18 protein-coding genes are annotated in these 21,181 nt (G+C 61.9%); 9 read left to right on the forward strand and 9 right to left on the reverse strand.

The genetic code is table 11. The annotated features are described in order from the left end of the window. The first annotated feature begins 17 nt into the window (after window positions 1-17). A complete protein-coding gene (locus tag RHO23_RS06630; RefSeq protein ID WP_057963971.1) occupies window positions 18-872 on the forward strand; it encodes a phytanoyl-CoA dioxygenase family protein in 855 nt (284 codons plus the stop codon). On the opposite strand, the gene RHO23_RS06635 is transcribed toward RHO23_RS06630, so the two are convergent. Then, window positions 869-1,633, reverse strand: a complete 765-nt coding sequence (locus RHO23_RS06635) for a polysaccharide deacetylase family protein (RefSeq protein ID WP_064408697.1) — start codon at window positions 1,631-1,633, stop codon at window positions 869-871. The genes RHO23_RS06630 and RHO23_RS06635 overlap by 4 nt on opposite strands. Before the next feature lie 70 nt (window positions 1,634-1,703). On the opposite strand from RHO23_RS06635, the gene RHO23_RS06640 reads away from it, so the two are divergent. Beyond that, complete coding sequence (locus RHO23_RS06640; protein WP_064408698.1) at window positions 1,704-2,477, forward strand: DUF2127 domain-containing protein; 774 nt, start codon at window positions 1,704-1,706, stop codon at window positions 2,475-2,477. Window positions 2,478-2,486: 9 nt separating this feature from the next. Here RHO23_RS06640 and RHO23_RS06645 read toward each other — a convergent pair whose 3' ends face one another. Then, a complete protein-coding gene (locus RHO23_RS06645; protein ID WP_064408699.1) occupies window positions 2,487-3,689 on the reverse strand; it encodes an FAD-dependent oxidoreductase in 1,203 nt (400 codons plus the stop codon). 123 nt (window positions 3,690-3,812) lie between these two features. Here RHO23_RS06645 and RHO23_RS06650 point away from each other — a divergent pair, with 123 nt between their 5' ends. Continuing rightward, window positions 3,813-4,268, forward strand: a complete 456-nt coding sequence (locus RHO23_RS06650) for a MarR family winged helix-turn-helix transcriptional regulator (protein WP_064410272.1) — start codon at window positions 3,813-3,815, stop codon at window positions 4,266-4,268. Here the strand turns inward: RHO23_RS06650 and RHO23_RS06655 are convergent. Together RHO23_RS06655 and RHO23_RS06660 are read right to left on the reverse strand one after the other, a co-directional pair. Continuing rightward, on the reverse strand, window positions 4,265-5,746 hold the full coding sequence (locus tag RHO23_RS06655; protein WP_030098085.1) for a flavin-containing monooxygenase: 1,482 nt from the start codon (window positions 5,744-5,746) through the stop codon (window positions 4,265-4,267). The genes RHO23_RS06650 and RHO23_RS06655 overlap by 4 nt on opposite strands. Window positions 5,747-5,789: 43 nt before the next feature. Beyond that, window positions 5,790-6,953, reverse strand: a complete 1,164-nt coding sequence (locus tag RHO23_RS06660; RefSeq protein WP_423488836.1) for a PrsW family intramembrane metalloprotease — start codon at window positions 6,951-6,953, stop codon at window positions 5,790-5,792. Window positions 6,954-7,161: 208 nt separating this feature from the next. Here RHO23_RS06660 and rpsA point away from each other — a divergent pair, with 208 nt between their 5' ends. Then, on the forward strand, window positions 7,162-8,607 hold the full coding sequence (rpsA, locus tag RHO23_RS06665; protein WP_030098083.1) for a 30S ribosomal protein S1: 1,446 nt from the start codon (window positions 7,162-7,164) through the stop codon (window positions 8,605-8,607). A gap of 146 nt (window positions 8,608-8,753) precedes the next feature. Further along, complete coding sequence (gene coaE / locus RHO23_RS06670) at window positions 8,754-9,950, forward strand: dephospho-CoA kinase (protein ID WP_064408701.1); 1,197 nt, start codon at window positions 8,754-8,756, stop codon at window positions 9,948-9,950. 1 nt (window position 9,951) lies between these two features. On the opposite strand, the gene RHO23_RS06675 is transcribed toward coaE, so the two are convergent. Continuing rightward, window positions 9,952-10,617, reverse strand: a complete 666-nt coding sequence (locus tag RHO23_RS06675) for a TetR family transcriptional regulator (protein ID WP_064410273.1) — start codon at window positions 10,615-10,617, stop codon at window positions 9,952-9,954. Between the two features lie 358 nt (window positions 10,618-10,975). Here RHO23_RS06675 and RHO23_RS06680 point away from each other — a divergent pair, with 358 nt between their 5' ends. The 4 genes from RHO23_RS06680 to RHO23_RS06695 all read left to right on the forward strand — a co-directional run bounded on the left by RHO23_RS06680 (window position 10,976) and on the right by RHO23_RS06695 (window position 18,533). Then, window positions 10,976-11,371, forward strand: coding sequence for an MmpS family transport accessory protein (locus RHO23_RS06680; RefSeq protein WP_232785722.1), 396 nt, complete (start codon window positions 10,976-10,978; stop codon window positions 11,369-11,371). After that, complete coding sequence (locus RHO23_RS06685) at window positions 11,368-14,292, forward strand: RND family transporter (protein WP_064408702.1); 2,925 nt, start codon at window positions 11,368-11,370, stop codon at window positions 14,290-14,292. The genes RHO23_RS06680 and RHO23_RS06685 overlap by 4 nt, the downstream gene beginning before the upstream one ends. An 840-nt stretch (window positions 14,293-15,132) precedes the next feature. Beyond that, complete coding sequence (locus RHO23_RS06690; RefSeq protein WP_075874239.1) at window positions 15,133-15,549, forward strand: MmpS family transport accessory protein; 417 nt, start codon at window positions 15,133-15,135, stop codon at window positions 15,547-15,549. Further along, window positions 15,546-18,533 carry an RND family transporter gene (locus RHO23_RS06695; protein ID WP_046253590.1) on the forward strand — a complete coding sequence of 996 codons (2,988 nt, stop codon included), beginning with the start codon at window positions 15,546-15,548 and terminating at the stop codon, window positions 18,531-18,533. The genes RHO23_RS06690 and RHO23_RS06695 overlap by 4 nt, the downstream gene beginning before the upstream one ends. A 135-nt stretch (window positions 18,534-18,668) precedes the next feature. On the opposite strand, the gene RHO23_RS06700 is transcribed toward RHO23_RS06695, so the two are convergent. From RHO23_RS06700 to RHO23_RS06715, 4 genes are all read right to left on the reverse strand, one after another. Next, on the reverse strand, window positions 18,669-19,145 hold the full coding sequence (locus tag RHO23_RS06700) for a DUF5078 domain-containing protein (RefSeq protein ID WP_030098076.1): 477 nt from the start codon (window positions 19,143-19,145) through the stop codon (window positions 18,669-18,671). 62 nt (window positions 19,146-19,207) lie between these two features. Then, a complete protein-coding gene (locus RHO23_RS06705) occupies window positions 19,208-19,618 on the reverse strand; it encodes a hypothetical protein (protein WP_030098075.1) in 411 nt (136 codons plus the stop codon). Between the two features lie 42 nt (window positions 19,619-19,660). Further along, window positions 19,661-20,659: a Gfo/Idh/MocA family protein gene (locus RHO23_RS06710; protein ID WP_064408703.1), complete on the reverse strand. Its 999-nt coding sequence runs from the start codon at window positions 20,657-20,659 to the stop codon at window positions 19,661-19,663. Beyond that, the gene (locus RHO23_RS06715; protein WP_070940918.1) at window positions 20,652-21,176 is read right to left on the reverse strand and encodes a DUF402 domain-containing protein; all 525 of its coding nucleotides are present in this window, start codon (window positions 21,174-21,176) and stop codon (window positions 20,652-20,654) included. The genes RHO23_RS06710 and RHO23_RS06715 overlap by 8 nt, the downstream gene beginning before the upstream one ends. Window positions 21,177-21,181 lie beyond the last annotated feature (5 nt).

Below are 21,181 nucleotides of genomic sequence, written 5' to 3' on the forward strand. Positions count from 1 at the left end.
TATGTTTAGGAGTGGTGATGAGCGTGCACGTGTCGTCGTTGGTGGATTTGAACGGCGACCTGGCCGGGACTCATCGGCGGACCGCCAGTAGCGGCCAGGGCATCGATCCTGCTGTCGCGGAGGCGGACTTGGCGGCGATGCGCCGCGACGGCTACGTGATCTTGCCGGATCTGCTGACCGCTGACGAGTTGGACCAGATTCGGGATGCCGTTGCGCCCCTGCTGAATCTGCATGGCCGGAACGGGTTTGAAGGACATACCACTCAGCGGGTGTACAGCGTCCTGAACAAGACACGTGCGTGTGACCGGATTGCGGATCACCCGCGCGTCTTGGCCCTGCTGGATCGGCTTTTCCTGCCGAACTATCTGCTCTCGATGTTGCAGGTCATCAACATCCTGCCCGGCGAGCAGGCTCAGATGCTGCACACTGACGACGGCTTCTATCCCATTCCGCGTCCCCGCGCCGGTTTGGGCGCCGCGACGATCTGGGCGATCGATGATTTCACCGCCGACAACGGCGCCACCGATATTGTTGCGGGCAGCCATCTTTGGGGTGATCGCCGACCACAAGAAGCCGAGCGTGAACCCGTGGTGATGAAGGCGGGTTCCTGCGTGTTCTTTCCCGGCACGCTCTGGCATGGCGGTGGTGCGAACCGAACCGGTGCCGCACGGCTGGCCCTGACCGCTCAATACTGCGAGCCGTGGCTGCGCCCGCAGGAGGCGTTCACCTTGTCGATGACACGCGACACGGTTCGCGCCGTATCGGAGGACATTCGCCGGATGCTGGGATACAGCATTCATCCGCCGTTTATCGGTCAGGTCGACGGCATGCATCCCAAGCGGCTGCTGGAGCCGGGCGCCCCATCGCTCTAGTGCTGATAGACGTCGTTGAGTGTCACGGTGCGCAGCTGCCGTTCCCCGATGACGTCGAGCAACTGGTGATAGACGGTGGTCACCGGGGGGTGGTTGAGGTGACCGATGACGATGGCCTGCGGGTTGAAGTACTTGCGGGCCATGTCCACGATGTACTGCGGCGTGACGACGCCAGAGTCCGACAAGGAGCCGTACCACAGCACCGGCGGCCCGTAGCCGAGCCCCTGAGTGACCGAATCGGTTGCGGTGTTGTGCTTTCCGTATGGAGGCCGGAAGAACGGCGCCGGGTTGACCCCGTAGGTGTTGGTCAGGAACTTGGTGTTGCGCGTCAACTGGTCATCGATCTGCGCGGCGGTCAGTGTCGTGAGGTCCGGGTGAGACCAGGTGTGGTTGCCCAGCTGAATCTGCCCGCTGTCGACGAGTGGACGCAGCAGCTGGGCATTCTGCGTCCATCCCGCGTTCACCCCATTGACGAAGTAGGTCAAGCGGATTCCGGTGTCACGCGCCAGTTGGGTATAGGCGGCGATCACATTCGCATCGGTGCCGTCGTCAAGGGTCAAGGCGAGTAATCGCTGACCGTCGGTGCGCGCGGGCAGTGCGGTCAAGGCACCGCCCCCGGGCAACGGCACCCGCGTCAGTCCTCCGCTGCCGGCTCCCGCTGAGGTGCCGGGGTCGGCAGCCGCGGAGACGGACTCGAGAACAGCGGCACCCACTGCGGCAGCTCCGGCCAACAGTGTGAGAAACCGGCGACGGTCGAACACGACGACAGGGTAGCGCCGGAACCTGTATATCGTGCGGCGTGGCAGATGGTGTCGGGCTACCGTTTCTTCCGTGATCAACTTTGCTCTGCGCTCGTGCGGTCTGCGAGGACACGCGACATTCGCTCCGGACGAGCAGCCGCTGCGGGAACGGCTGCGGGTCGAGACACCGGTCGGGGAGGCGTGGCGGTGTCTGCGCTGCGAGACCTTTGTGGTGGGCGCGCCGCGCTACCGCGGACCGGCCGATACCGCACCGGAGATTCCGCGCGGACGGCTGCTGCGCGACCGGACCTTGATGCGGATACTCGCGGTCGAGCGTGTGTTCCGCGGGCTGGTGTTCGTCTTACTGGCCGTGGGTGTGGTGAAGGTCCGCGGATCGCGCGAACATCTCCAACAGGTTTTCGAGCGCGAGCTTCCGCTGATCCGGCCGCTGGCCAACCAGATCGGCTGGAACCCGGACAATTCCAAGATCATTCGTCATATCGGCGAGGCATTCGCGCTGTCGTCGTCGACGTTGATGTGGGTGGCGGTGGGTTTGGGGGCCTACGCCGCGATCGAGTTCATCGAGGCATTCGGTCTGTGGCTGATGAAGCGCTGGGGCGAATATTTCGCCGTCATCGCGACAAGCATCTTCTTGCCGCTGGAGATCTACGAGCTGATTGAAAAGCAAACTGTTCTCCGGGTTTTGGCGCTATTGGTCAACATCGTGGCCGTGGTGTGGCTGCTGTGGAGCAAGCGGCTATTCGGGCTCAACGGTGGCGGCAAGGCGTACGAGGAAGAACATCGCGCCGAGAGTCTGCTCAGTGTCGAACGGGCCACGCTGGCGGAGAACCTGCACGAGCATTGAGCCGCGCCCCTAGTGCACGTCTGGGGTGTGCACGCGTTCCGGACGCAAACCCCTGCCGACCGCGATCGGGGGTATGAACTTGAGCGGGCCCCGTCCGACGAAGAACGGCAGTTTGATCGGGGACAGGTCGCCGGTGAGAACCGGTTCGATCACGTTGTCCTGGACGAACACCTGGAACGCTTGCACCACTTTGGTCGGGAGCTCACGTCGGCGTTGCACCGTGGCGAGGTCCTCATCGGTGACGCGTCCCCGGCGTAGCGGCCCCACAAGGATGTTCGCGGCAGCCACGGCGTCGGCGACCGCCAGATTGATGCCGACACCACCGGCAGGCGACATGGCATGCGCGGCATCGCCTATGCACAGCAGACCCGGACGCCACCAGGTCTTGAGTCGATCAACCCGGACATCCAGATGGCTGGTGTCCTCCCAGGAGTGAAGATCGTTCACGTGCTCACGCAGCTGCGGGCGTGCGGTGATCAAGCGCTCCTTGAATGCGTCGAGAGTGCCGTTCTGCGGTCCCGCCCCCTTGGGCATGAGATGGGCGACCTGCCAGTAGTCACCGCGATGGATCATGGCCAACAACAGGCCTCGACGCAGCACCGCGAAGGTCTCATCGGGATCGCCCGGTCGTCGGCTCAGCCGGAACCACAGCACATCCATCGGCGAACTCTCGTTGGCAGTGTCCAGTCCCGACGCGGCGCGTACCGCTGAGGTGCGTCCGTCCGCGGCAATGACCAGTTCTGCGTGCACCTCCAGGTCCGGTGTACGTACCCCGGCCACGCGGTCACCCTCGATGATCAAGCCGGTGACTTCCGCGTTACGAATAAGGGTGAATTCCGGGTACTGCTCGGCTTTTTCGGCCAGGAAGTCCAGGAAGTCCCACTGGGGCATGAATGCGATGTAGGGCTGTTTGTATCCCAACCACTTGAGCGCGCGGAAGTCACCGAAGGTGCGCAGTCTGCCGTCGCCATCGAAGGCGATGTGATCGACCTTCTGGTGTGGCAGCCGCAGAAAATCATCGATAAACCCGAGATCATCGATGATGCGCATGGTGGTGGGGTGCACGGTATCCCCGCGGAAATCACGCAGAAAGTCGGCGTGCTTTTCCAGGACGACGACGTTGATCCCCGCCCTCGCCAGCAGGAGTGCATGCACCAGCCCGGCGGGGCCGCCGCCGGCAACGCACACCTGAGTCTGCAGAACTTGCGTCATACCCGGGACGCTACGCCCGAACCGGTTGCGGCGGGGGTCACTCGTGCAATGCGGTAGCTAATATGCGCATGCTTATGATTGTTCAAAGTATACGATCTTGTGACGTCGTCTATCCTGATGTTCGTGGCGCAACAGAATCCAGATGCCCGGCCTGACCTTGCGGCGCTGATGGTTCCGCTCGGGCGATCATTGATACGGGCGGAGCTGCCGCTGCTGGAAGCCCACGGTCTGTCGATGTGGGCGTACGCCGTGCTGACCGCGCTCAAGGACAACGAAGCGAGTAGTCAGGCCAGTCTGGCCAGTTCCATAGGCGCGGACCGCACCCGGATCATCGCCGTGCTTGACGATCTGCAGGAGCGGAAGCTGATCAACCGGCAGCCCGATCCCAGTGATCGGCGCAGTAATCTGCTGTCGTTGACGGCAGGTGGCCGTAAAACCGTTACCGCAGTGCAGAAAGCGATTCGGGAGAACGAGAGGCGAATCCTGGCCGGTGTCTCCCCGGCAGATCGCGATGTGTTTCTTCGAGTGCTCTCGCACCTGGCGGGGCTTGATGATTCGGAGATCGACCCCAGTCGCTAGGCGGCCGAGGACACGGCCTTTGACTTCGCGGTACCGAAGCGCATGTTCTCGTCCATTCGATCACGATGGAACGCAAGAAGATCCAGCACATAGTTGTGCCGGATGGCCCAGGGGCCCTTCACTCCGGAACGTGGCATGTGGTCACCGCCGCGGCTTACATATCCCGATGACAGGTTGAAGAACGGTCGGGCTTCGAGCTCCTCGCCGTGCCGGTCCGGATAGGCGTGGGTGTAACCGCGGCGGTCCATGTAGTCGAGAAGTCGTACCACCGCCCGCGCACTCAGATCGGCGCGCAGCGTCCATGACGCATTGGTGTAACCGACGCTCCATGCGGCGTTCGGTACCCCTTCGATCAGGTATCCCTTGTAGATAAAGCGATTTGGAGAATCGATGGGGGAGCCATCCACGCTCAATGCGATGCCCCCGAAAATCTGAAGGTTGAGGCCGGTTGCCGTGATGATGACGTCGGCACGCAATTCCTCACCTGATCCCAGCCGGATGCCCGACGGCGTGAAGGACTCGATGGTGTCAGTGACCATGCGGACACCACCAGCGCTGATGGCCTCGAAGAGATCTCCATCGGTGTCGGCGCATACGCGCTGATCCCACGGGTTGTACCGCGGCTTGAAGTGAACGTCGACCGGATAGTCGGCGGGTAGCCGCTTGGAGATCCGGCGCCTGATGAACCATTTGGCGAATCCCGGCGCCCTACGGCAGACGTGGTACATGATCCAGCTGAACCCGCCCAGCCAGATCCGGGCGAAATGCTGAACAAGATTGGGCGGAAGTACTTTTCGAACCAGGCCGACGACGCGATCGGCGCGGTCGATGGGGTACACGTAGCTCGGGGAGCGTTGCAACATACTCACCTTTGCTCCGGCACGTGCCAAGGACGGCACCAGCGTGACCGCCGTGGCGCCGCTGCCGATAACCGTTACCTCCTTGCCCGAGCAATCCAGGTCTTCAGGCCAGTGCTGGGGGTGGATCAGCTTTCCTGCGAAATCGGCGATGCCCGGGAATTGGGGGGTGTAGCCGTCGTCGTAGTTGTAGTAGCCGGTGCAGAGGTAGAGGAATCGGGACCGGTAGGTCGTCGGTCCTTCCGGCGTGTCCACCCGCACCGCCCAGGTGTCGGTATCGGTACGGAAGTCGGCCCCAGTAACCTTGGCGGAGAACGTGATCTGGCCGTCGATGCCGTAATCGCGGGCGGCATTCTCCAGGTAGTCACGGATATCGGCGCCGTCGGCGATGGTATTGCGTTCGTGCCAGGGGTGGTACCCGAAGCTCAGTGTGTAGATATCGCTGTCGGATCGGATTCCGGGGTACCGGAACAGGTCCCAGGTCCCGCCGATGCGTTCCCGGCGCTCGACGATATGAAAGCTGCGGCCCGCCGCGCTCAATCGGACAGCGGCATTGATGCCGGATATTCCGGCTCCCACAATGAGAACGTCAAGCAGGTCGTGCTCCGAGATCTCGGCCATGATGCTCCTGATCGCCTTTGACTAGACAACACCCATCCTCACGCTACCCCGTGGCAGGTGCGCGATACCCCGACAGTGCTTGCAAGACCGGAGCGGCGGCCCGGGCGGCCATGACCGCGTACGCCTCTTCGGTCTGCAGGGCGATATCGCGCGGGTCGCGAGAGCCTCGTTCTATGCGGTCGCGCACGAACGCCAGCTCGACGACCTGTGCCGCGAAGTTCTTCACCGCTGCGCCACTGGGGGCACCGCCGATTCGTCTGGCTTCGGCGATGGCGTGCTTGCGATCCTTGATCGAACCCAGCCAGGTGGCCTCGTTGGGGGTGACCAGCCCGGCGGCCACCATCCCCGGCAGTTTCTCGGCGACGACATGCTGTTCCTTGCGCCGGCTGCGCACTCCCACCACGATCATCAGCACAAAAATGGGGACCATCCACAGCACGTACAGCGCGAGGTAGCCCTGGAATCCGAGGAATGACGAGCCATTCCAGAGGCCGTGCATGAGGACCGCCGCGAGGTACCCCACACCTATGCACAGGAATTTGGCGAGGGCACTGCGTTGCCGCAGGGAGTAGTAGATGCCGATACCCGTCATGGTGGTGAACAAGGAGTGGGCGAAGGGGCCCAGCCCCAGCCGCAGGATCGCGGTAATTACTGACTCGCCAACAGTGTTGCCACTGCCGATGTAGGCGATGTCTTCGAGCCATGCGAATCCGGCGGCGGTGATGCCCGCGTAGACGAGGCAATCGGTGAGCGAGTTGAGTTCGTGGCGGCGCCGGCCGGTCAACATCAGAAGCAGAAACGCGCCCTTGGCAGCTTCTTCGATGAAGGGCGCACGGACCGCTATCGCCGCGAAGGTCGTGCCGCCCTCAGGATCGAAAACGGACCCAAAGGCCAGTTCGAGGATGATCGAGACGACGACGGACAGGGACGCGCCCCAGGTGAAGGCCAGTACAAGGAGCCTCGAGGGTTCCGGTTCCCATCGGTCCAGCCAGAGGTAGCAGAGGACGACGACCCCGATCGCGATGCTCGACAGGACCAATCCGATCATCGCGCCGAGCGGGTTGGAGAGAAGCAGGCCGGCCAGAATCAATCCCGTCACCAGCGCCAGGGCGATGATGACCCCGATCGGCGCGCCGACTTTTTTGATCCGCTGGGGAAATCCCGGGATGGGTGGCATAGGTGCGGGAGCGGGCGCGTAGGACACCACCGAAGAGTAGCTGCGCGCTTACTCGCGGGTGCGGTATCCGCCCGGGGGCTCCGGTCGCCAAGGAGACCGGGTTTGTCCTGGTGGAGGGCAGTCGAGTAAGGTGAAGTCCATCTCTGCCGCACGTGCGGAGGTCGAAGCACGCCCGCAGCTGAAGCTAGCTGTGGCAGAACTGTCCCTACTACACAACCTGTCCGGAGCAACCCAACACATGCCAAGTCCCACCGTGACCTCGCCGCAAGTAGCCGTCAACGACATCGGCTCGGCCGAGGATTTTCTCGCCGCTATCGACAAGACGATCAAGTACTTCAACGATGGCGACATCGTCGAGGGGACCATCGTCAAGGTTGACCGCGACGAAGTTCTTCTTGACATCGGTTACAAGACCGAAGGTGTCATCCCGTCCCGCGAACTGTCGATTAAGCACGATGTCGACCCCAACGAGGTCGTTTCCGTGGGCGACGAGGTCGAGGCCCTGGTCCTCACCAAGGAGGACAAGGAAGGCCGTCTGATCCTGTCCAAGAAGCGCGCTCAGTACGAGCGGGCCTGGGGCACGATCGAAGAGCTCAAGGAGAAGGACGAGGCCGTCAAGGGCACCGTCATCGAGGTCGTCAAGGGCGGCCTGATCCTCGACATCGGCCTGCGCGGCTTCCTGCCCGCGTCGCTGGTCGAGATGCGTCGTGTCCGCGATCTGCAGCCGTACATCGGCAAGGAGATCGAGGCCAAGATCATCGAGCTCGACCGCAACCGCAACAACGTGGTGCTGAGCCGTCGCGCCTGGCTGGAGCAGACCCAGTCCGAGGTGCGCAGCGAGTTCCTCAACCAGCTCACCAAGGGTGCCATCCGCAAGGGTGTCGTGTCCTCGATCGTCAACTTCGGCGCGTTCGTCGATCTCGGAGGGGTTGACGGCCTGGTTCACGTGTCCGAGCTGTCCTGGAAGCACATCGACCACCCGTCCGAGGTGGTTCAGGTGGGCGACGAGGTCACCGTCGAGGTGCTCGACGTCGATATGGATCGCGAGCGGGTTTCGTTGTCGCTCAAGGCAACCCAGGAAGACCCGTGGCGTCACTTCGCTCGTACCCACGCCATCGGCCAGATCGTGCCCGGCAAGGTCACCAAGCTGGTGCCGTTCGGTGCGTTCGTCCGCGTGGAAGAGGGCATCGAGGGTCTGGTGCACATCTCCGAGCTGTCCGAGCGCCACGTCGAGGTGCCGGATCAGGTTGTGGGTGTCGGCGACGACGCGATGGTCAAGGTCATCGACATCGACCTGGAGCGTCGCCGCATCTCGCTGAGCCTCAAGCAGGCCAACGAGGACTACACCGAGGAGTTCGACCCCTCGAAGTACGGCATGGCTGACAGCTACGACGAGGCCGGCAACTACATCTTCCCGGAGGGTTTCGACTCCGAGACGAACGAGTGGCTCGAAGGCTTCGACAAGCAGCGTGAAGAGTGGGAGGCCCGGTACGCCGAGGCTGAGCGTCGTCACAAGATGCACACCATTCAGATGGAGAAGTCCGCCGCTGCCGCCGAGGCGGAGGCTGCTGCCGCGTCCTCGAACGGCTCCTCGCGGTCCGATGATTCGGCTTCGCAGGGTGGCTCGCTCGCCAACGACGAGCAGCTCGCCGCACTGCGCGAGAAGCTGGCTGGTAACGCCTAAGCACGTGTTCTGAAGGAGGGCCCCGGTCATCACGACCGGGGCCCTCTTTTGTTGACGGTGAGGCTCAGGGCGGCGATATCTGGGCAATCCGAGAGGGCAACGCCCCCAACGCATAGTGAACGCGCCGGGAGTGACAGACTGCGGGCATGTTGCGGATCGGCCTGACCGGAGGAATTGGCGCGGGGAAATCTACGGTGTCCCGGACGCTCGCGGAATGTGGTGCGTTCATCGTGGACAGCGATGTCATCGCGCGCGAAGTGGTCGAACCGGGAACTCCGGGTCTGACAGCGCTGGTGGAGGCCTTCGGTGAATCGATCCTGCGGCCCGATGGGGCGTTGGATCGACCCGCATTGGCCGCAATCGCGTTTCAGGACGACACGCACCGTGCCACGCTCAACGGGATCGTGCACCCGCTGGTCGGATCCCGCCGAGCCGAACTGATGGCCACCGCCGGTGAGGATGCCATTGTGGTGGAAGACATTCCGTTGCTCACCGAGAACTCATTGGCACCCTTCTATCACCTGGTGCTGGTGGTGCATGCGGAGATCGAGACGCGCGTGACGCGGCTCGTCACGCATCGCGGCATGGATGAACAGGACGCCCGTTCCCGGGTGGCCGCGCAGGCCAGCGACGAGCAACGGCGCGCCATCGCCGATGTGTGGCTTGATAATTCAGGCGATACCGATGCGCTTGCTCAAACAGTCCGTGATCTGTGGGCCGTCCGGTTGCTGCCTTACGAGATCAATCTGCGCACGCGTCAACGCGCACCATGGCGGCCGCAGCTCGTGTCTGCGGATCCGACATGGCCGGTACAGGCGCAACGCATTATCAACCGGCTCGCGGTGGCCTGCGGTTCGAAGGCATTGCGCATCGACCACATCGGTTCCACGGCGGTGCCCGGACTGGATGCCAAGGACGTCATAGATGTTCAGGTGACCGTCGAATCTCTTGAGGTGGCGGACGCTCTGGCGGATCCCCTGGCAGACATCGGCCTGCCTCCCATCGCGGGTATCACCGCGGATGATCCGCATGATGCCGAAACCGCTACCTGGGGCAAGCGCATCCACGCAGCCGCCGATCCGGGACGTGCCGCTTTAGTGCATGTGCGGGTGGACGGATGGCCAGGCCAGCGATTCGCGCTGATCTTTCGGGATTGGCTGCGGGCCGATCAGCAGGCGTGTGCCGAATACCTCATTGTCAAGCAGGCGGCCGAGCGCGCTGCGACCGCGGCCGACGGCGATTCCAGCACCTACGTCGAGGCCAAGGAACCCTGGTTCGCGCAGGCGTATCCCCGGGCACTGGCATGGGCCGACGCGACCGGCTGGACGCCAGCGACAAGCTGAGTCAGCGCGCCTGCGCGACGATGCCGACGCAGGTCGCCGTCAACAGCCTCGTCAGTGCCGGCTCGAAGTCAAGATTCCAGTCCGGCGGAACGCCTGGCTCGTTCTTGTAGTCGTGGTCGAGGCCCTCCGGTGGATGGGCGACCTGCCACAGCATCGCGGCCAGTGAGAAGGCCGCCACCAGGATGTCCAATGAACTCTTGCGACCGACCTGGGGGAGCGCTCGCTCGATTGATTCGGCGATCGCCATCACCGCCACATTGCTGATCTGCTTGACTTCCGCGACGCGCTCCACATCGACCTCGTGTTCGAGATGCAGGTGCTGGTTCGCGAGTAGGTCGCAGAACAGGGGATCCGCCGCGAGCCCGTGCACGAGGGCCTCGGCCACGCGGGCTGGGGAGCCGGTGCCGGGCTCGGCCAGCGCCGAACACACCGTGTCCGACCAGCGAGTCCAGCCTTCTGCAGCTAGGTGCAGCAGCACTTCCTTGTGGGAGCTGAAATAGCGCCGAACCGCGGAATAGTGCACTCCGGCGCGGTTGGCGACGGCGGTCAGCGTTACCGAGGTGACACCGGATTCCACGGCCAGGGATCGTGCGGCTTCCACGATCGCCGCGGCCCGCTGACGCTTCTTTTCGTCCGTGCGGGCGCGTTGGAATGTCAGTTGCGCCACGTGCCGAGGATAACGCACGGCGTGTGATTTGCGACGTAGCGAACCACCCGGTAGCGTGCGTTACGCACGTGATATGCGTTAAAGATCCTGATGAACGCGCTGGAAGGGAGCCAACTGTTCCGCACTTAGGCATGGTTTACTTCGAGAAACGTCCGGGCGGATGCGCCCGGGTACCGCAGGCTCGAAGCGACCATCACGTGGCGATAGCTGCGCCGCCTTCCGATGGGGCGGTCGGGTGCGGATATCCGATCAGTAGTTGAGCCAGGTTCGGGCGAGTGGCGTCGGCTTGCATAACGCCAACGGGTGAAGGGGTTTTACGATTCTCAGCGCATTGAAGCGGGCGTGGATCCCGCTGGTGATGGTGTTGGTCCTGGCCATCGCGGGTTTTGCGGTGTGGCGCATTCGCGGCATTTTCGGTTCTTATCAGTTGCCCACCTACGCGGGCAGCATGACCGACGACAAAAACAACTCCAAGCCCAAGCACGTGGTCTACGAGATCTTCGGCCCGCCCGGAACCATCGCCGACATCAACTACATCGACAAAGAGGGCGAGCCGCATCAGATCAATGGCGCGGTCTTGCCGTGGTCGATCGAGATCATCACGACGGCACCATCGATGACGGGAAACATCCTGGCGCAGACGCGTAATGCCGACGGGTTGGGCTGCCGCATCACGGCCAATGACGAGAAAAAAGATGAAAGGTATACCAACGAGGTGAGCGCCTACGTCTACTGCTTTGTGAAGTCTGCATGAGCGGGGCACACGGCGGCGGGGAGCCTACCTTCCTGGCCAAATGGATTCGGCGCCTGTCGATTCCCATCCTTATCTTCTGGGTGCTGTTGGTCGTCGTCTTCGGGACGCAGAAATCGCTCGACACGGTCGGTAAAGAACAGACCGTCTCACTGAGCCCACAAAGTGCGCCGTCCATGCAGGCGATGAAGCACATGGGCCAGATGTTCAAGGAGTCTGACTCCGACAGCGTGGCGATGATCGTGCTCGAGGGGCAAGAACGCCTGGGCCCCGGCGCGCACAAGTTCTACGACGAAATGGTGGCGCAGCTGCGCGCTGACGCCAAACACGTTCAGCACGTGCAGGACTTCTGGGGTGATCCACTCACCGAGGCGGGAGCCCAGAGCACCGACGGCAAGGCCACCTACGTACAGGTGAACCTCGCCGGAAACATGGGCGAGACGCTGTCCAACGAGTCCACCGAAGCCGTCCGCGAAATCGTCAAAAAGGTCGAGGCGAACTGGACTAAGGACGGCGCCAAGCTGCCCGACGGGCTTACTGTGTACGTCACCGGCCCCGGCGCGCTGCAGACCGATATGAACCACGCGGGTGATGGCAGCCTCAAGCTCATCACCGCGCTCACGTTCCTGGTCATCGTGGTGATGCTGCTGTTCTTCTATCGATCGATCTTCACCGTGATCATGGTGTTCCTGTTCGTGGGCGTTCAGTTGAGCGTGGCCCGAGGTGTGATCGCTTTCCTGGGCGATCATCAGATCATCGGGTTGTCGACATTCGCGGTGAACCTGCTGGTGATGCTCTCCATCGCGGCCGGTACCGACTACGCCATCTTCTTGATCGGCCGTTATCAGGAAGCCCGGGCCATGGGGTCCGACAAAGAGGCTGCCTATTACGAGATGTTCCATGGCACGGCGCACGTCATTCTGGGCTCAGGCCTCACGATCGCCGGCGCAATGTACTGCCTGAGCTTCACGCGCATGCCCTACTTCCAAAGCCTCGGCGTGCCGTGCTCGGTGGGTCTGCTCACGGGTGTGTTGGTCTCGCTGACCATGGGGCCGGCTCTGATCACCATCGGAAGCCGCTTCGGACTGTTCGAGCCCAAGCGCGCCATGCGTATTCGTACCTGGCGCAAGATCGGAACCACGATCGTGCGCTGGCCCGGGCCGGTGCTCGCGGCCGCGTTGGCGATTGCCATCATCGGCCTGGCGGCACTGCCCGGATACCGGACCAGCTACGACGACAAGAAGTACATCCCCAAGGACATCCCCGCCAACGCTGGATTCGAAGCGGCGGGGCGGCATTTCTCGCAGGCTCGGATGAGCCCGGAAATGCTCCTGATCGAGTCCGATCACGACATGCGTAACTCGGCGGACTTCCTGGTCATCGACAAGGTGGCCAAGGCTGTCTTCCGCGTTCCGGGAATCGCTCGTGTGCAAGCGATTACGCGCCCACAGGGCACGCCGATCGAACACACCTCCATCCCGTTCCTCATCAGCATGCAGAGCGTGGGTCAGCTACAGAACATGAAGCTGATGAAGGACCGCATGGCCGATATGAAGGTCCAGGCCGACAAGATGGGCGAGAACGTCGTCATCATGAAGCGGACGCTCGCCAACATGACAACGATGGCGGGCATCACCCACTCGCTCGTCGGCGACATGCACACCTTGCAGGGCACCATCCACGAGATGCGGGACAGCATCTCGAACTTCGATGACTGGTTCCGCCCGATCCGCAACTATCTGTATTGGGAGAAGCACTGCTTCGACATACCCATGTGCTGGGCCATGCGCTCGATCTTCGACACCCTCGACAAGATCGATGAGATGACCGAAACCATGGACGGCATGGTGGTCAACATGGAGCGGATGGATCAGCTGATGCCCAAGATGGTGTCGGACATGTCGGCAATGGTCCCCATCATGGAAGACATGCAGAAGATGATGCTGACGCAGCACAGCACCATGTCTGGCTTCTATAACCAAATGGACGAGATGAGTCAGAACTCGACCGCCATGGGTAAGGCGTTCGACGCCGCCAAGAATGACGACTCCTTCTATCTGCCACCGGAAATCTTCGACAATGCCGACTTCCAACGCGGTCTGAAGTCGTTCCTGTCGCCGGACGGCAAGGCGGTCCGGATGATCATCTCGCACCGAGGAGATCCCGCTACGCCCGAAGGCCTCGCGCATGTGGAGCCGATCAAGCAGGCCGCGATCGAGGCCGTCAAGGGCACACCCCTCGAGGACGCCAAGATCGAGCTGGGCGGTACCGCGGCCGTGTTCAAGGACATGTCCGATGGCGCGCGCTACGACCTGATGATCGCCGGCATCTCCGCCCTGTGCCTGATCTTCCTGATCATGCTGCTCATCACGCGAAGCTTCGTGGCAGCGCTGGTCATCGTGGGTACGGTCGCGCTGTCTCTCGGTGCTTCGTTCGGTTTGTCGGTCATCATCTGGCAGTACATCTTTGGCATCGAATTGCATTGGCTTGTCATGCAAATGGCCATCATCGTGCTCCTCGCGGTGGGTTCGGACTACAACCTGCTGTTGGTCTCCCGACTCAAAGAGGAGCTACACGGCGGCCTGAAAACCGGCATCATCCGCTCAATGGGTGGCACCGGAAGCGTGGTGACGTCCGCCGGTCTGGTGTTCGCCTTCACCATGGCCGTCATGGTGGTCAGCGATCTGCGGATCATCGGGCAGGTCGGGACCACCATTGCACTGGGCCTGTTGTTCGACACGCTCATCGTGCGTTCCTTCATGACCCCGGCCATCGCCACGATCCTCGGCCGCTGGTTCTGGTGGCCGCTGAATGTGCGCACCCGGCCACTGCCACCGCCGAAGACACCTCCTCAACCGGCGTCTGTCGGTACGGGGCACGGCGATGACCCGGTGACGACCGAGTTCCCGAGGCCATCTGTCTGAGTCTTCGGCCGTTCGCTGGCAGTTCGGCCGACACCTGTCTACGTGCGCGCCGCGTGTAGACAGGTGTTACCAGAGCTGGTGCTGCCGCTTGGGCAATTCGCTTTTGCGAATGGCCGGATCTTCTCGTGAGTCATCGCATTCGTCGTATCTCGAGCGTTGAATGATGCGCCAGATCGTTTGCTGAAATCACGCTGACCGACGGCTTGGAGCGCGTGGCTGCGCGTTGCTAATGGACAAATGTCTCCCAATGTGGCGAAGGACACGCCCGTTCGCTCGGCTTGGATTTGATCACTTTCACCCGCCGCGACGCCAGCGGGGGCGAGGCGTGTCGGCGGTGCCCACGGTTGATTTGGGTGGCGAGCCGAAAGATAGCGATGGCAAACACCGCCCAGGTCCATTAGCTGGTGTGATCCCGAAGTCAGTCACTAACTTGGATGTGCGAGCAGGCTCTTTCGTAACATCAACGAAAAGAAGCCGGGAATAGAACAGTGTCATCGGTTGTTGACATCCGCTTGTAGCTAACTAGGCTATTGCGAGCGTCTCGGGGCGTAAATGTGCGAGTTGTGACCGACGGCACATGTACAGTTCCCTGACAAACGTATGTAGTATCCCTTACGAATTACTGAGAAAACGGGCATGAGCGGAGCCAGGTGGGATGAACGGACGATGTGACCGGACAGCCCGTGTGCTCGCTGACTCCGCACAAACAACACGGTGTCGTACTGGCTGGTAACTATTTGCGCGCGAATGGCGGATAGGCATAGCCGGACGCGATAGGCAGAGTCGAGTTGTTGGCCCCCGGGCCACACGGGTGAAGGGGATCGGACGATTTTCAAGTTATTGGCGCGGGTATGGATCCCGCTCGTCGTGATAGTGGCACTCGCGGCCGCTAGCTTCGGCGTCTACCGGCTTCACGGAGTGTTCGGCTCGACCAGCATCAATTCGGCGGCCGGTATCAAGGACGACTCCAAGAACATCATCCCGAAAGACATCGTCTACGAAATCTTCGGTCCCGCAGGGACAAAGGGCGAGGTCAACTATCTCGATGACAGGGCGCAGCCGCAGCGCGCCCAGTTCACCACCCTGCCGTGGACGCTCACCATCACGACGACGATGACATCCGTCTTCGCCAATGTCGTCGCGATGGGCGATAGCGACGAAATCGGCTGCCGCATCCTGTCCAACGGCGAGGTCAAGGACGAACAGACCGTGTCCAACCACAACGCCCAAGTCTTCTGCATGGTGAAATCCGCATGAGCACACATAGCGCTCCTACTCACGGCGCAACCCAAAAGCCTTCGCGCATAGCGCGGTTCATCCACACCTTCTCGGTGCCGATCATTCTGGCCTGGCTGGTCTTGACGGTCATCGTCAACGTGGTCGTGCCGCAGCTCGAAGAGGTCGGCAAAGAGCACTCGGTGTCGTTGGCGTCCAAGGACGCTCCCTCATATCAGGCCATCAAGCGCCAAGGTGAGCTGTTCCAGCAGTTCAAAGACGACAGCATGGTCATGGTCCTGTTGGAGAACGACACCAAGTTCTCGACGGACATGAATGACAAGGCGCACACCTTCTACCGCGAGATGGTGAAGCGGCTACGGGCCGACACCAACCACGTGGAATACGCCCAGGACTTCTGGGGTGACCGCATCACCGCCGGTGGTGCGCAGAGTGTCGACGAGAAAGCCGCCTACGTTCAGCTGAATCTCCGAGGAGATCAGGGTACGACCGAAGGCAAGGAATCCGTAACGGCCGTACAGGATCTCGTCGCGAAGCTCATAGACGAGAGCAAGAAGAACGGCACATATCCAGACGGCCTCAAGGTCTTCGTCACCGGTCAGGCCGCGCTGACGATGGATATGAACGACGCCGGCGACAAGAGCATGCTCAAGATGACGGGCATCACCTTCATCGTCATCACCATCATGCTGTTGTTCATCTACCGATCCATTACGACGGTGCTGCTCATCCTGTTCATGGTGTTCGTCGAACTGGGCGCCGCCCGCGGCGTCGTCGCGATTCTCGGCAACGCCGAGATCATCGGCCTATCGACATTCGCGGTCAACCTGCTGACCTCATTGGCCATCGCGGCCGGTACCGACTATGCGATCTTCCTGATCGGGCGATATCAAGAACTGAGAGCGGAGGGTAAGGAGAGACTCGAGTCCTTCTATCTGACGTATCACAGTGTCTCGCACGTGATTCTGGGTTCCGGTCTGACGATCGCCGGTGCCACCTTCTGCCTGAAATTCACACGACTGCCGTACTTCGAGTCGCTCGGTGTGCCATGTGCGATCGGCATGCTCGTCGTGGTGGCCGCATCGCTGACCATCGGGCCGGCGGTACTGCTGATCGCGACGAAGTTCGGGCTGTTGGAGTCCAAGCGCACCATCAAGAACCGGACCTGGCGCAAGATCGGTACCGCCATCGTGCGCTGGCCCGGGCCGATCCTGGCGGTCACGATGATCATCGCGCTGCTGGGACTGGGGATCCTGCCCTCGTACACGGTCAACTACAACGACCGGTACTACATCCCGGGCAGTCTGCCGTCGATCCAGGGCTTCCAGGCATCCGACCGGCACTTCTCGAAGGCGAGAATGAACCCGGACATCTTGATCGTCGAAGCGGACAAGGATCTGCGAACCCCGGCCAACATGTTGGTGCTGGACCGAATCGCCAAGAACGTCTTCCGGGTCGAGGGCATCAACAAGGTGCAGAGCATGACGCGCCCGATGGGTGCCCCCATTGACCACAGCTCGGTGCCCTTCCAGGTGAGTATGCAATCGGTATCGATGACCGAGAACATGAACTATCTGAAGAACAGCATGTCGGACATGTTGAAGATGGCCGACGATATGGGCTCGATGATCGCGATCATGGAACGCATGTACAGCATCATGAAAGAGCTGGTCGGCGTCACGCACAATATGGCGACGGTGACCACCCCCGATATGATCAGTGTCACCAATCAGATGCGGGACAATATCGCCAATTTCGACGATCAATTCCGGCCGCTGCGTAACTATTTCTATTGGGATAAGCACTGCTTCGACATTCCGATGTGCTGGTCCATGCGCTCGCTATTCGACACCATTGATGGGATCGACAAACTAGCCGAGAGCATGCAGGGATTGCTCAAAGACATAACCAATATGGACCGGCTCATGCCGCAGATGGTTGAGCAGCTTCCGCCCATGATCGCCATTACGAAAAACATGCGGAACACCATGCTGACCATGTACAGCACCATGAACGGCATGATCGGCCAGATGGATCGCATGACCGACACCGCAACGGTGATGGGTCAAGCGTTCGATGAGGCCAAGAACGACGATTTCTTTTACTTGCCGCCGGAAGCCTTCGACAACGAGGACTTCAAGAAGGGTGTCAAGCTGATGATGTCGCCGGACGGCAAGGCCGCGCAGTTCATCATCACCCATGAGGGTGACTACGCCAGCAATGAGTCACTGGCCAACACCGAGGTCGAGCTCAAGGCCGCGAAGAACGCGATCAAGGGCACGCCGCTGGACGAAGCCAAGCTCTATCTGGGTGGTACCGCACCGACGTACCACGACATCGGCGAGATGGTGAAGTACGACCTGATGATCGCAGTCATCGCGTCGCTGTGCCTGATCTTCGTGATCATGCTGGTGATCACGCGAAGCATCGTGGCGGCGTTCACGATCGTCGGAACCATCGCGATATCGCTGGGTGCGTCCTTCGGTCTGTCAGTGTTGTTGTGGGAGCACATCCTTGGTCTGCAGCTGCACTGGTTTGTGCTGCCGTTCACCGTCATCATCTTGTTGGCGGTCGGATCGGACTACAACCTGCTCTTGGTGTCCAGATTCAAGGAAGAGCTACACGGTGGTCTGAACACCGCGATTCTCCGAGGCGTCGGCGGATCCGGAAGTGTGGCAACCCAGGCCGGTCTGGTGTTCGCGTTCACCATGGGGTCGATGATCACCAGCGACCTGATCGCAATCGGCCAGTCCGGGTCGGCGATCTGCCTTGGTCTGCTCTTCGACACCTTCATCATCCGGGCGTTCATGACGCCGGCAATTGCCGCGCTCATGGGTCGATGGTTCTGGTGGCCCATGAAGGTGAGCAAGTACGCCACCGATCCGCCACCGCCTCCGGTGCCGGTCGAGCAGCAGGCACCACCGCCGCCGGCTCCTGTTCCGGTCGGTCCGGGTCCCGTCCACGACGAGCCGGTCACCACGGAATTCCCGCGACCTGCGATCTAACGGTTGAAGAGTTCGGCCCCCATGCTCACGGCATGGGGGCCGAACTCTTTCCAGGTGTCTGCACAGTCTGGCCGTACAGACAGAAAAACGCCCCGCCGGTGTAGATTCACCGCGGGGCGTTTTCCGTGCGCTTGTTTAGGGGCCGTCCCACACCGACATATCGGATGGGTACTTGCTGCAGTTCTCGGTGCCCTTCGCGACGACACCCTTGTTATTGAAGAAGATCTTGCCCCAGTTGGGCCATTGCGATGTCAACGCCTCGGGCGGGTAGTTCACCGCGAAAACCTCAGACTCCGCACGGCGGCCCGCGTAGTCCTTGGCGAAGAACTCATGAATCCGATCGATCGTCGCCTGCTGCACATAGTCGGGCTTGTTGTTCTTATCGATCATGTACCGCGTGTAGTAAATCGGGTCGTAATCGCGAACCGCAGCCAGATATTGTTCGGCTGTACACGTGGTTTTCAGCATCCGGCGGGGAACTGGGTAGTCATCGGTGGAGTCTGCGGAGGCAATCGCGGGCACTGTGCTCGCGGCAATTCCCGCGGTGACTATCGCAATTCCGGCAGCACGGAAAGAACCGCGAATATTGCTACGAATAGAGTTCAGGCGCATGGCGCCATTGTAGCGGTTTTTGTGCAGGTCCGGGGTACGAAAGTGACTAATTTGACTGGTGGTTACGGGTTGAAGTGTCCGCAGGTGACCGTGTCGTTAACGGGCCCGTTGAAGATCCCGAGCGCGGGCGGCACCGTGAGGTCCTGGGAGTCGACCACGACGTCGTCGACCTGCACTTCGCAGTGCAGTCCGACCCCATAGGGCGGCAGCACCCGTACGGCCATGCCCGCCTGTTGGGGATCATCCATGACGAGATTCACTTCCCAGCTCTCGCCGGGGCCCAGACGCGGTTGCTCGGTACGACGTTCCACCGGATCGGTCTTGAACGTCACGGAGATGCCACGGCCTATCCCATCGACGCGAGCGATGTAACTGATGTTGTGCAACTCGGCGGCGGAGGCTGGTGCTGCCGGCAGGGCGAAGGTGATCGCCGCTGCCCCGGCAACGCACAGCCCACGGAGGAGGGGGCGCATACCGGGCATCTTACCGGCGTCCGAATGGCGACGACAACGTGATCAGTCCAGGTCAGCAGGGTCTTCGCGGTGATGCACCCCGAGCTGTTCGCACGCCGTGTTGAGCACCCGCTGTACGGCCAAGGTGTCAGCGAGGGGCATCACGGTGCTCTGCGCGCTGCCCTCGAGCAGGCATCCGGTGACCTCGGCCAGCTCGTGACTGTATCCGCCACCGACGGGCGGCTTCACTATCGGCTCAGGGTCAGATCCCTTGCGGTGCAACACGATTTCGCGAGGGTGATGGAATCGGGGGAGGATATCGATCCAGCCCTCGGTGCCGAATATGCGCGCCTGGCCGGGAGTGTGATGTAGCAGTGAACACAGCAGCGTCGCGGTGCGTCCGTCGTCATAGCGCAGGAGCAGGCCGGCCTCGGCGTCAACCCCGGTGGGGAACAACGAACCATGTGCCACCACTGCGGCCGGATCGCCGAGGAAGTACTGGGCCAGCGAGACCACGTAGACGCCGAGATCCAACAGCGCGCCGCCGCCCAGCGTCGGACTGAACAGCCTGTCGTCGGGATCGAACGGGCGGTCCACTCCCAGGTCTGCCTGGACCTGGCGGACCTCGCCGATGGCCCCGTCATCGACAAGATTTTTGGCCGCGACGATCGCCGGCTGAAACCGGGTCCACATCGCCTCCATGGCAAAAACGCCACGCGCCCTTGCGATATCGATGATCTCCTGCGCTCCGGCCGCCGTCGCGGTGAAGGCCTTCTCGACCAAGATTGCCTTGCCCGCGGTGAGTGCGGCGATGGCGGCCTGTCGATGTTGGGGATGTGGGGTGGCGATGTACACGGCGTCCACATCGGGATCGGCGAGCAACTCCCGGTACGAGCCGAAGGCTCGCGGAATGCGATGTGTCTCCGCGAAGTCGCGGGCACGTTCGGCCGACCGCGAGGCAACGGCTATCAGCTCTGCTCCCGGTGTGAGTGGGAAATCGCGGGCCACGTTTCCCGCGATGCGGCCCGGTCCGATGATTCCCCAGCGAATGGTGTCAGGCATGCGTGTCTCCGTTCGGGTCGTGCCAGGTCAGCGGCATTCCGGTGGCGGTCAACCACGCGTTCAGATCGTGACCGTGCCCGGCGAGGCCATCGATGGCGGTGGCTGCCCGGCGGATCGCGAGCTCGGATGCGGCAGCAGATAGCAACCCTGCTCTGTGCGCCTCGAGCAACTCGTCCACATCGGCTAGTTCGGTCTCGCGTCCGCAGCGCACCACGAGGTCAAGATAGTGGTCGACGGCCAGCCACTGCGACGGCCCGGGGACAAAGTCGCCGACGTCGAGGTAGAAATCCTGATCGCGCTCGTATCCCGGATTGAAATGGAAGATGTTCGCCCGCAGTCCCAACGCCGGGAGCAGCCAGGACTCCAAGTAGTGGAACTGCGCCCGACCGGGCGTTGGGCGCGCCATGAACAATCCCCAGGGCTCCACCCGGTACTCATCCACCGACCGCACGATTCCCTTGGGATCGGTGTTCGTCATGGCATCGAGGTCGAATATCTCGCGTTTGGGCGGGTGCACGCTGG

The organism is Mycobacteroides sp. PCS013, assembly GCF_049532645.1.
Classification (GTDB): domain Bacteria; phylum Actinomycetota; class Actinomycetes; order Mycobacteriales; family Mycobacteriaceae; genus Mycobacterium; species Mycobacterium gwanakae.

What these genes read in the sequence shown, in the direction of transcription:
- RHO23_RS06630 (WP_057963971.1), top strand. Translation starts at nt 18, where the DNA reads ATGAGCGTGCACGTGTCGTCGTTGGTGGATTTGAACGGCGACCTGGCC.
- RHO23_RS06645 (WP_064408699.1), bottom strand. Translation starts at nt 3,689, where the DNA reads ATGACGCAAGTTCTGCAGACTCAGGTGTGCGTTGCCGGCGGCGGCCCC.
- RHO23_RS06655 (WP_030098085.1), bottom strand. Translation starts at nt 5,746, where the DNA reads ATGGCCGAGATCTCGGAGCACGACCTGCTTGACGTTCTCATTGTGGGA.
- rpsA (WP_030098083.1), top strand. Translation starts at nt 7,162, where the DNA reads ATGCCAAGTCCCACCGTGACCTCGCCGCAAGTAGCCGTCAACGACATC.
- coaE (WP_064408701.1), top strand. Translation starts at nt 8,754, where the DNA reads ATGTTGCGGATCGGCCTGACCGGAGGAATTGGCGCGGGGAAATCTACG.
- RHO23_RS06680 (WP_232785722.1), top strand. Translation starts at nt 10,976, where the DNA reads ATGGTGTTGGTCCTGGCCATCGCGGGTTTTGCGGTGTGGCGCATTCGC.
- RHO23_RS06685 (WP_064408702.1), top strand. Translation starts at nt 11,368, where the DNA reads ATGAGCGGGGCACACGGCGGCGGGGAGCCTACCTTCCTGGCCAAATGG.
- RHO23_RS06695 (WP_046253590.1), top strand. Translation starts at nt 15,546, where the DNA reads ATGAGCACACATAGCGCTCCTACTCACGGCGCAACCCAAAAGCCTTCG.
- RHO23_RS06700 (WP_030098076.1), bottom strand. Translation starts at nt 19,145, where the DNA reads ATGCGCCTGAACTCTATTCGTAGCAATATTCGCGGTTCTTTCCGTGCT.
- RHO23_RS06705 (WP_030098075.1), bottom strand. Translation starts at nt 19,618, where the DNA reads ATGCGCCCCCTCCTCCGTGGGCTGTGCGTTGCCGGGGCAGCGGCGATC.
- RHO23_RS06710 (WP_064408703.1), bottom strand. Translation starts at nt 20,659, where the DNA reads ATGCCTGACACCATTCGCTGGGGAATCATCGGACCGGGCCGCATCGCG.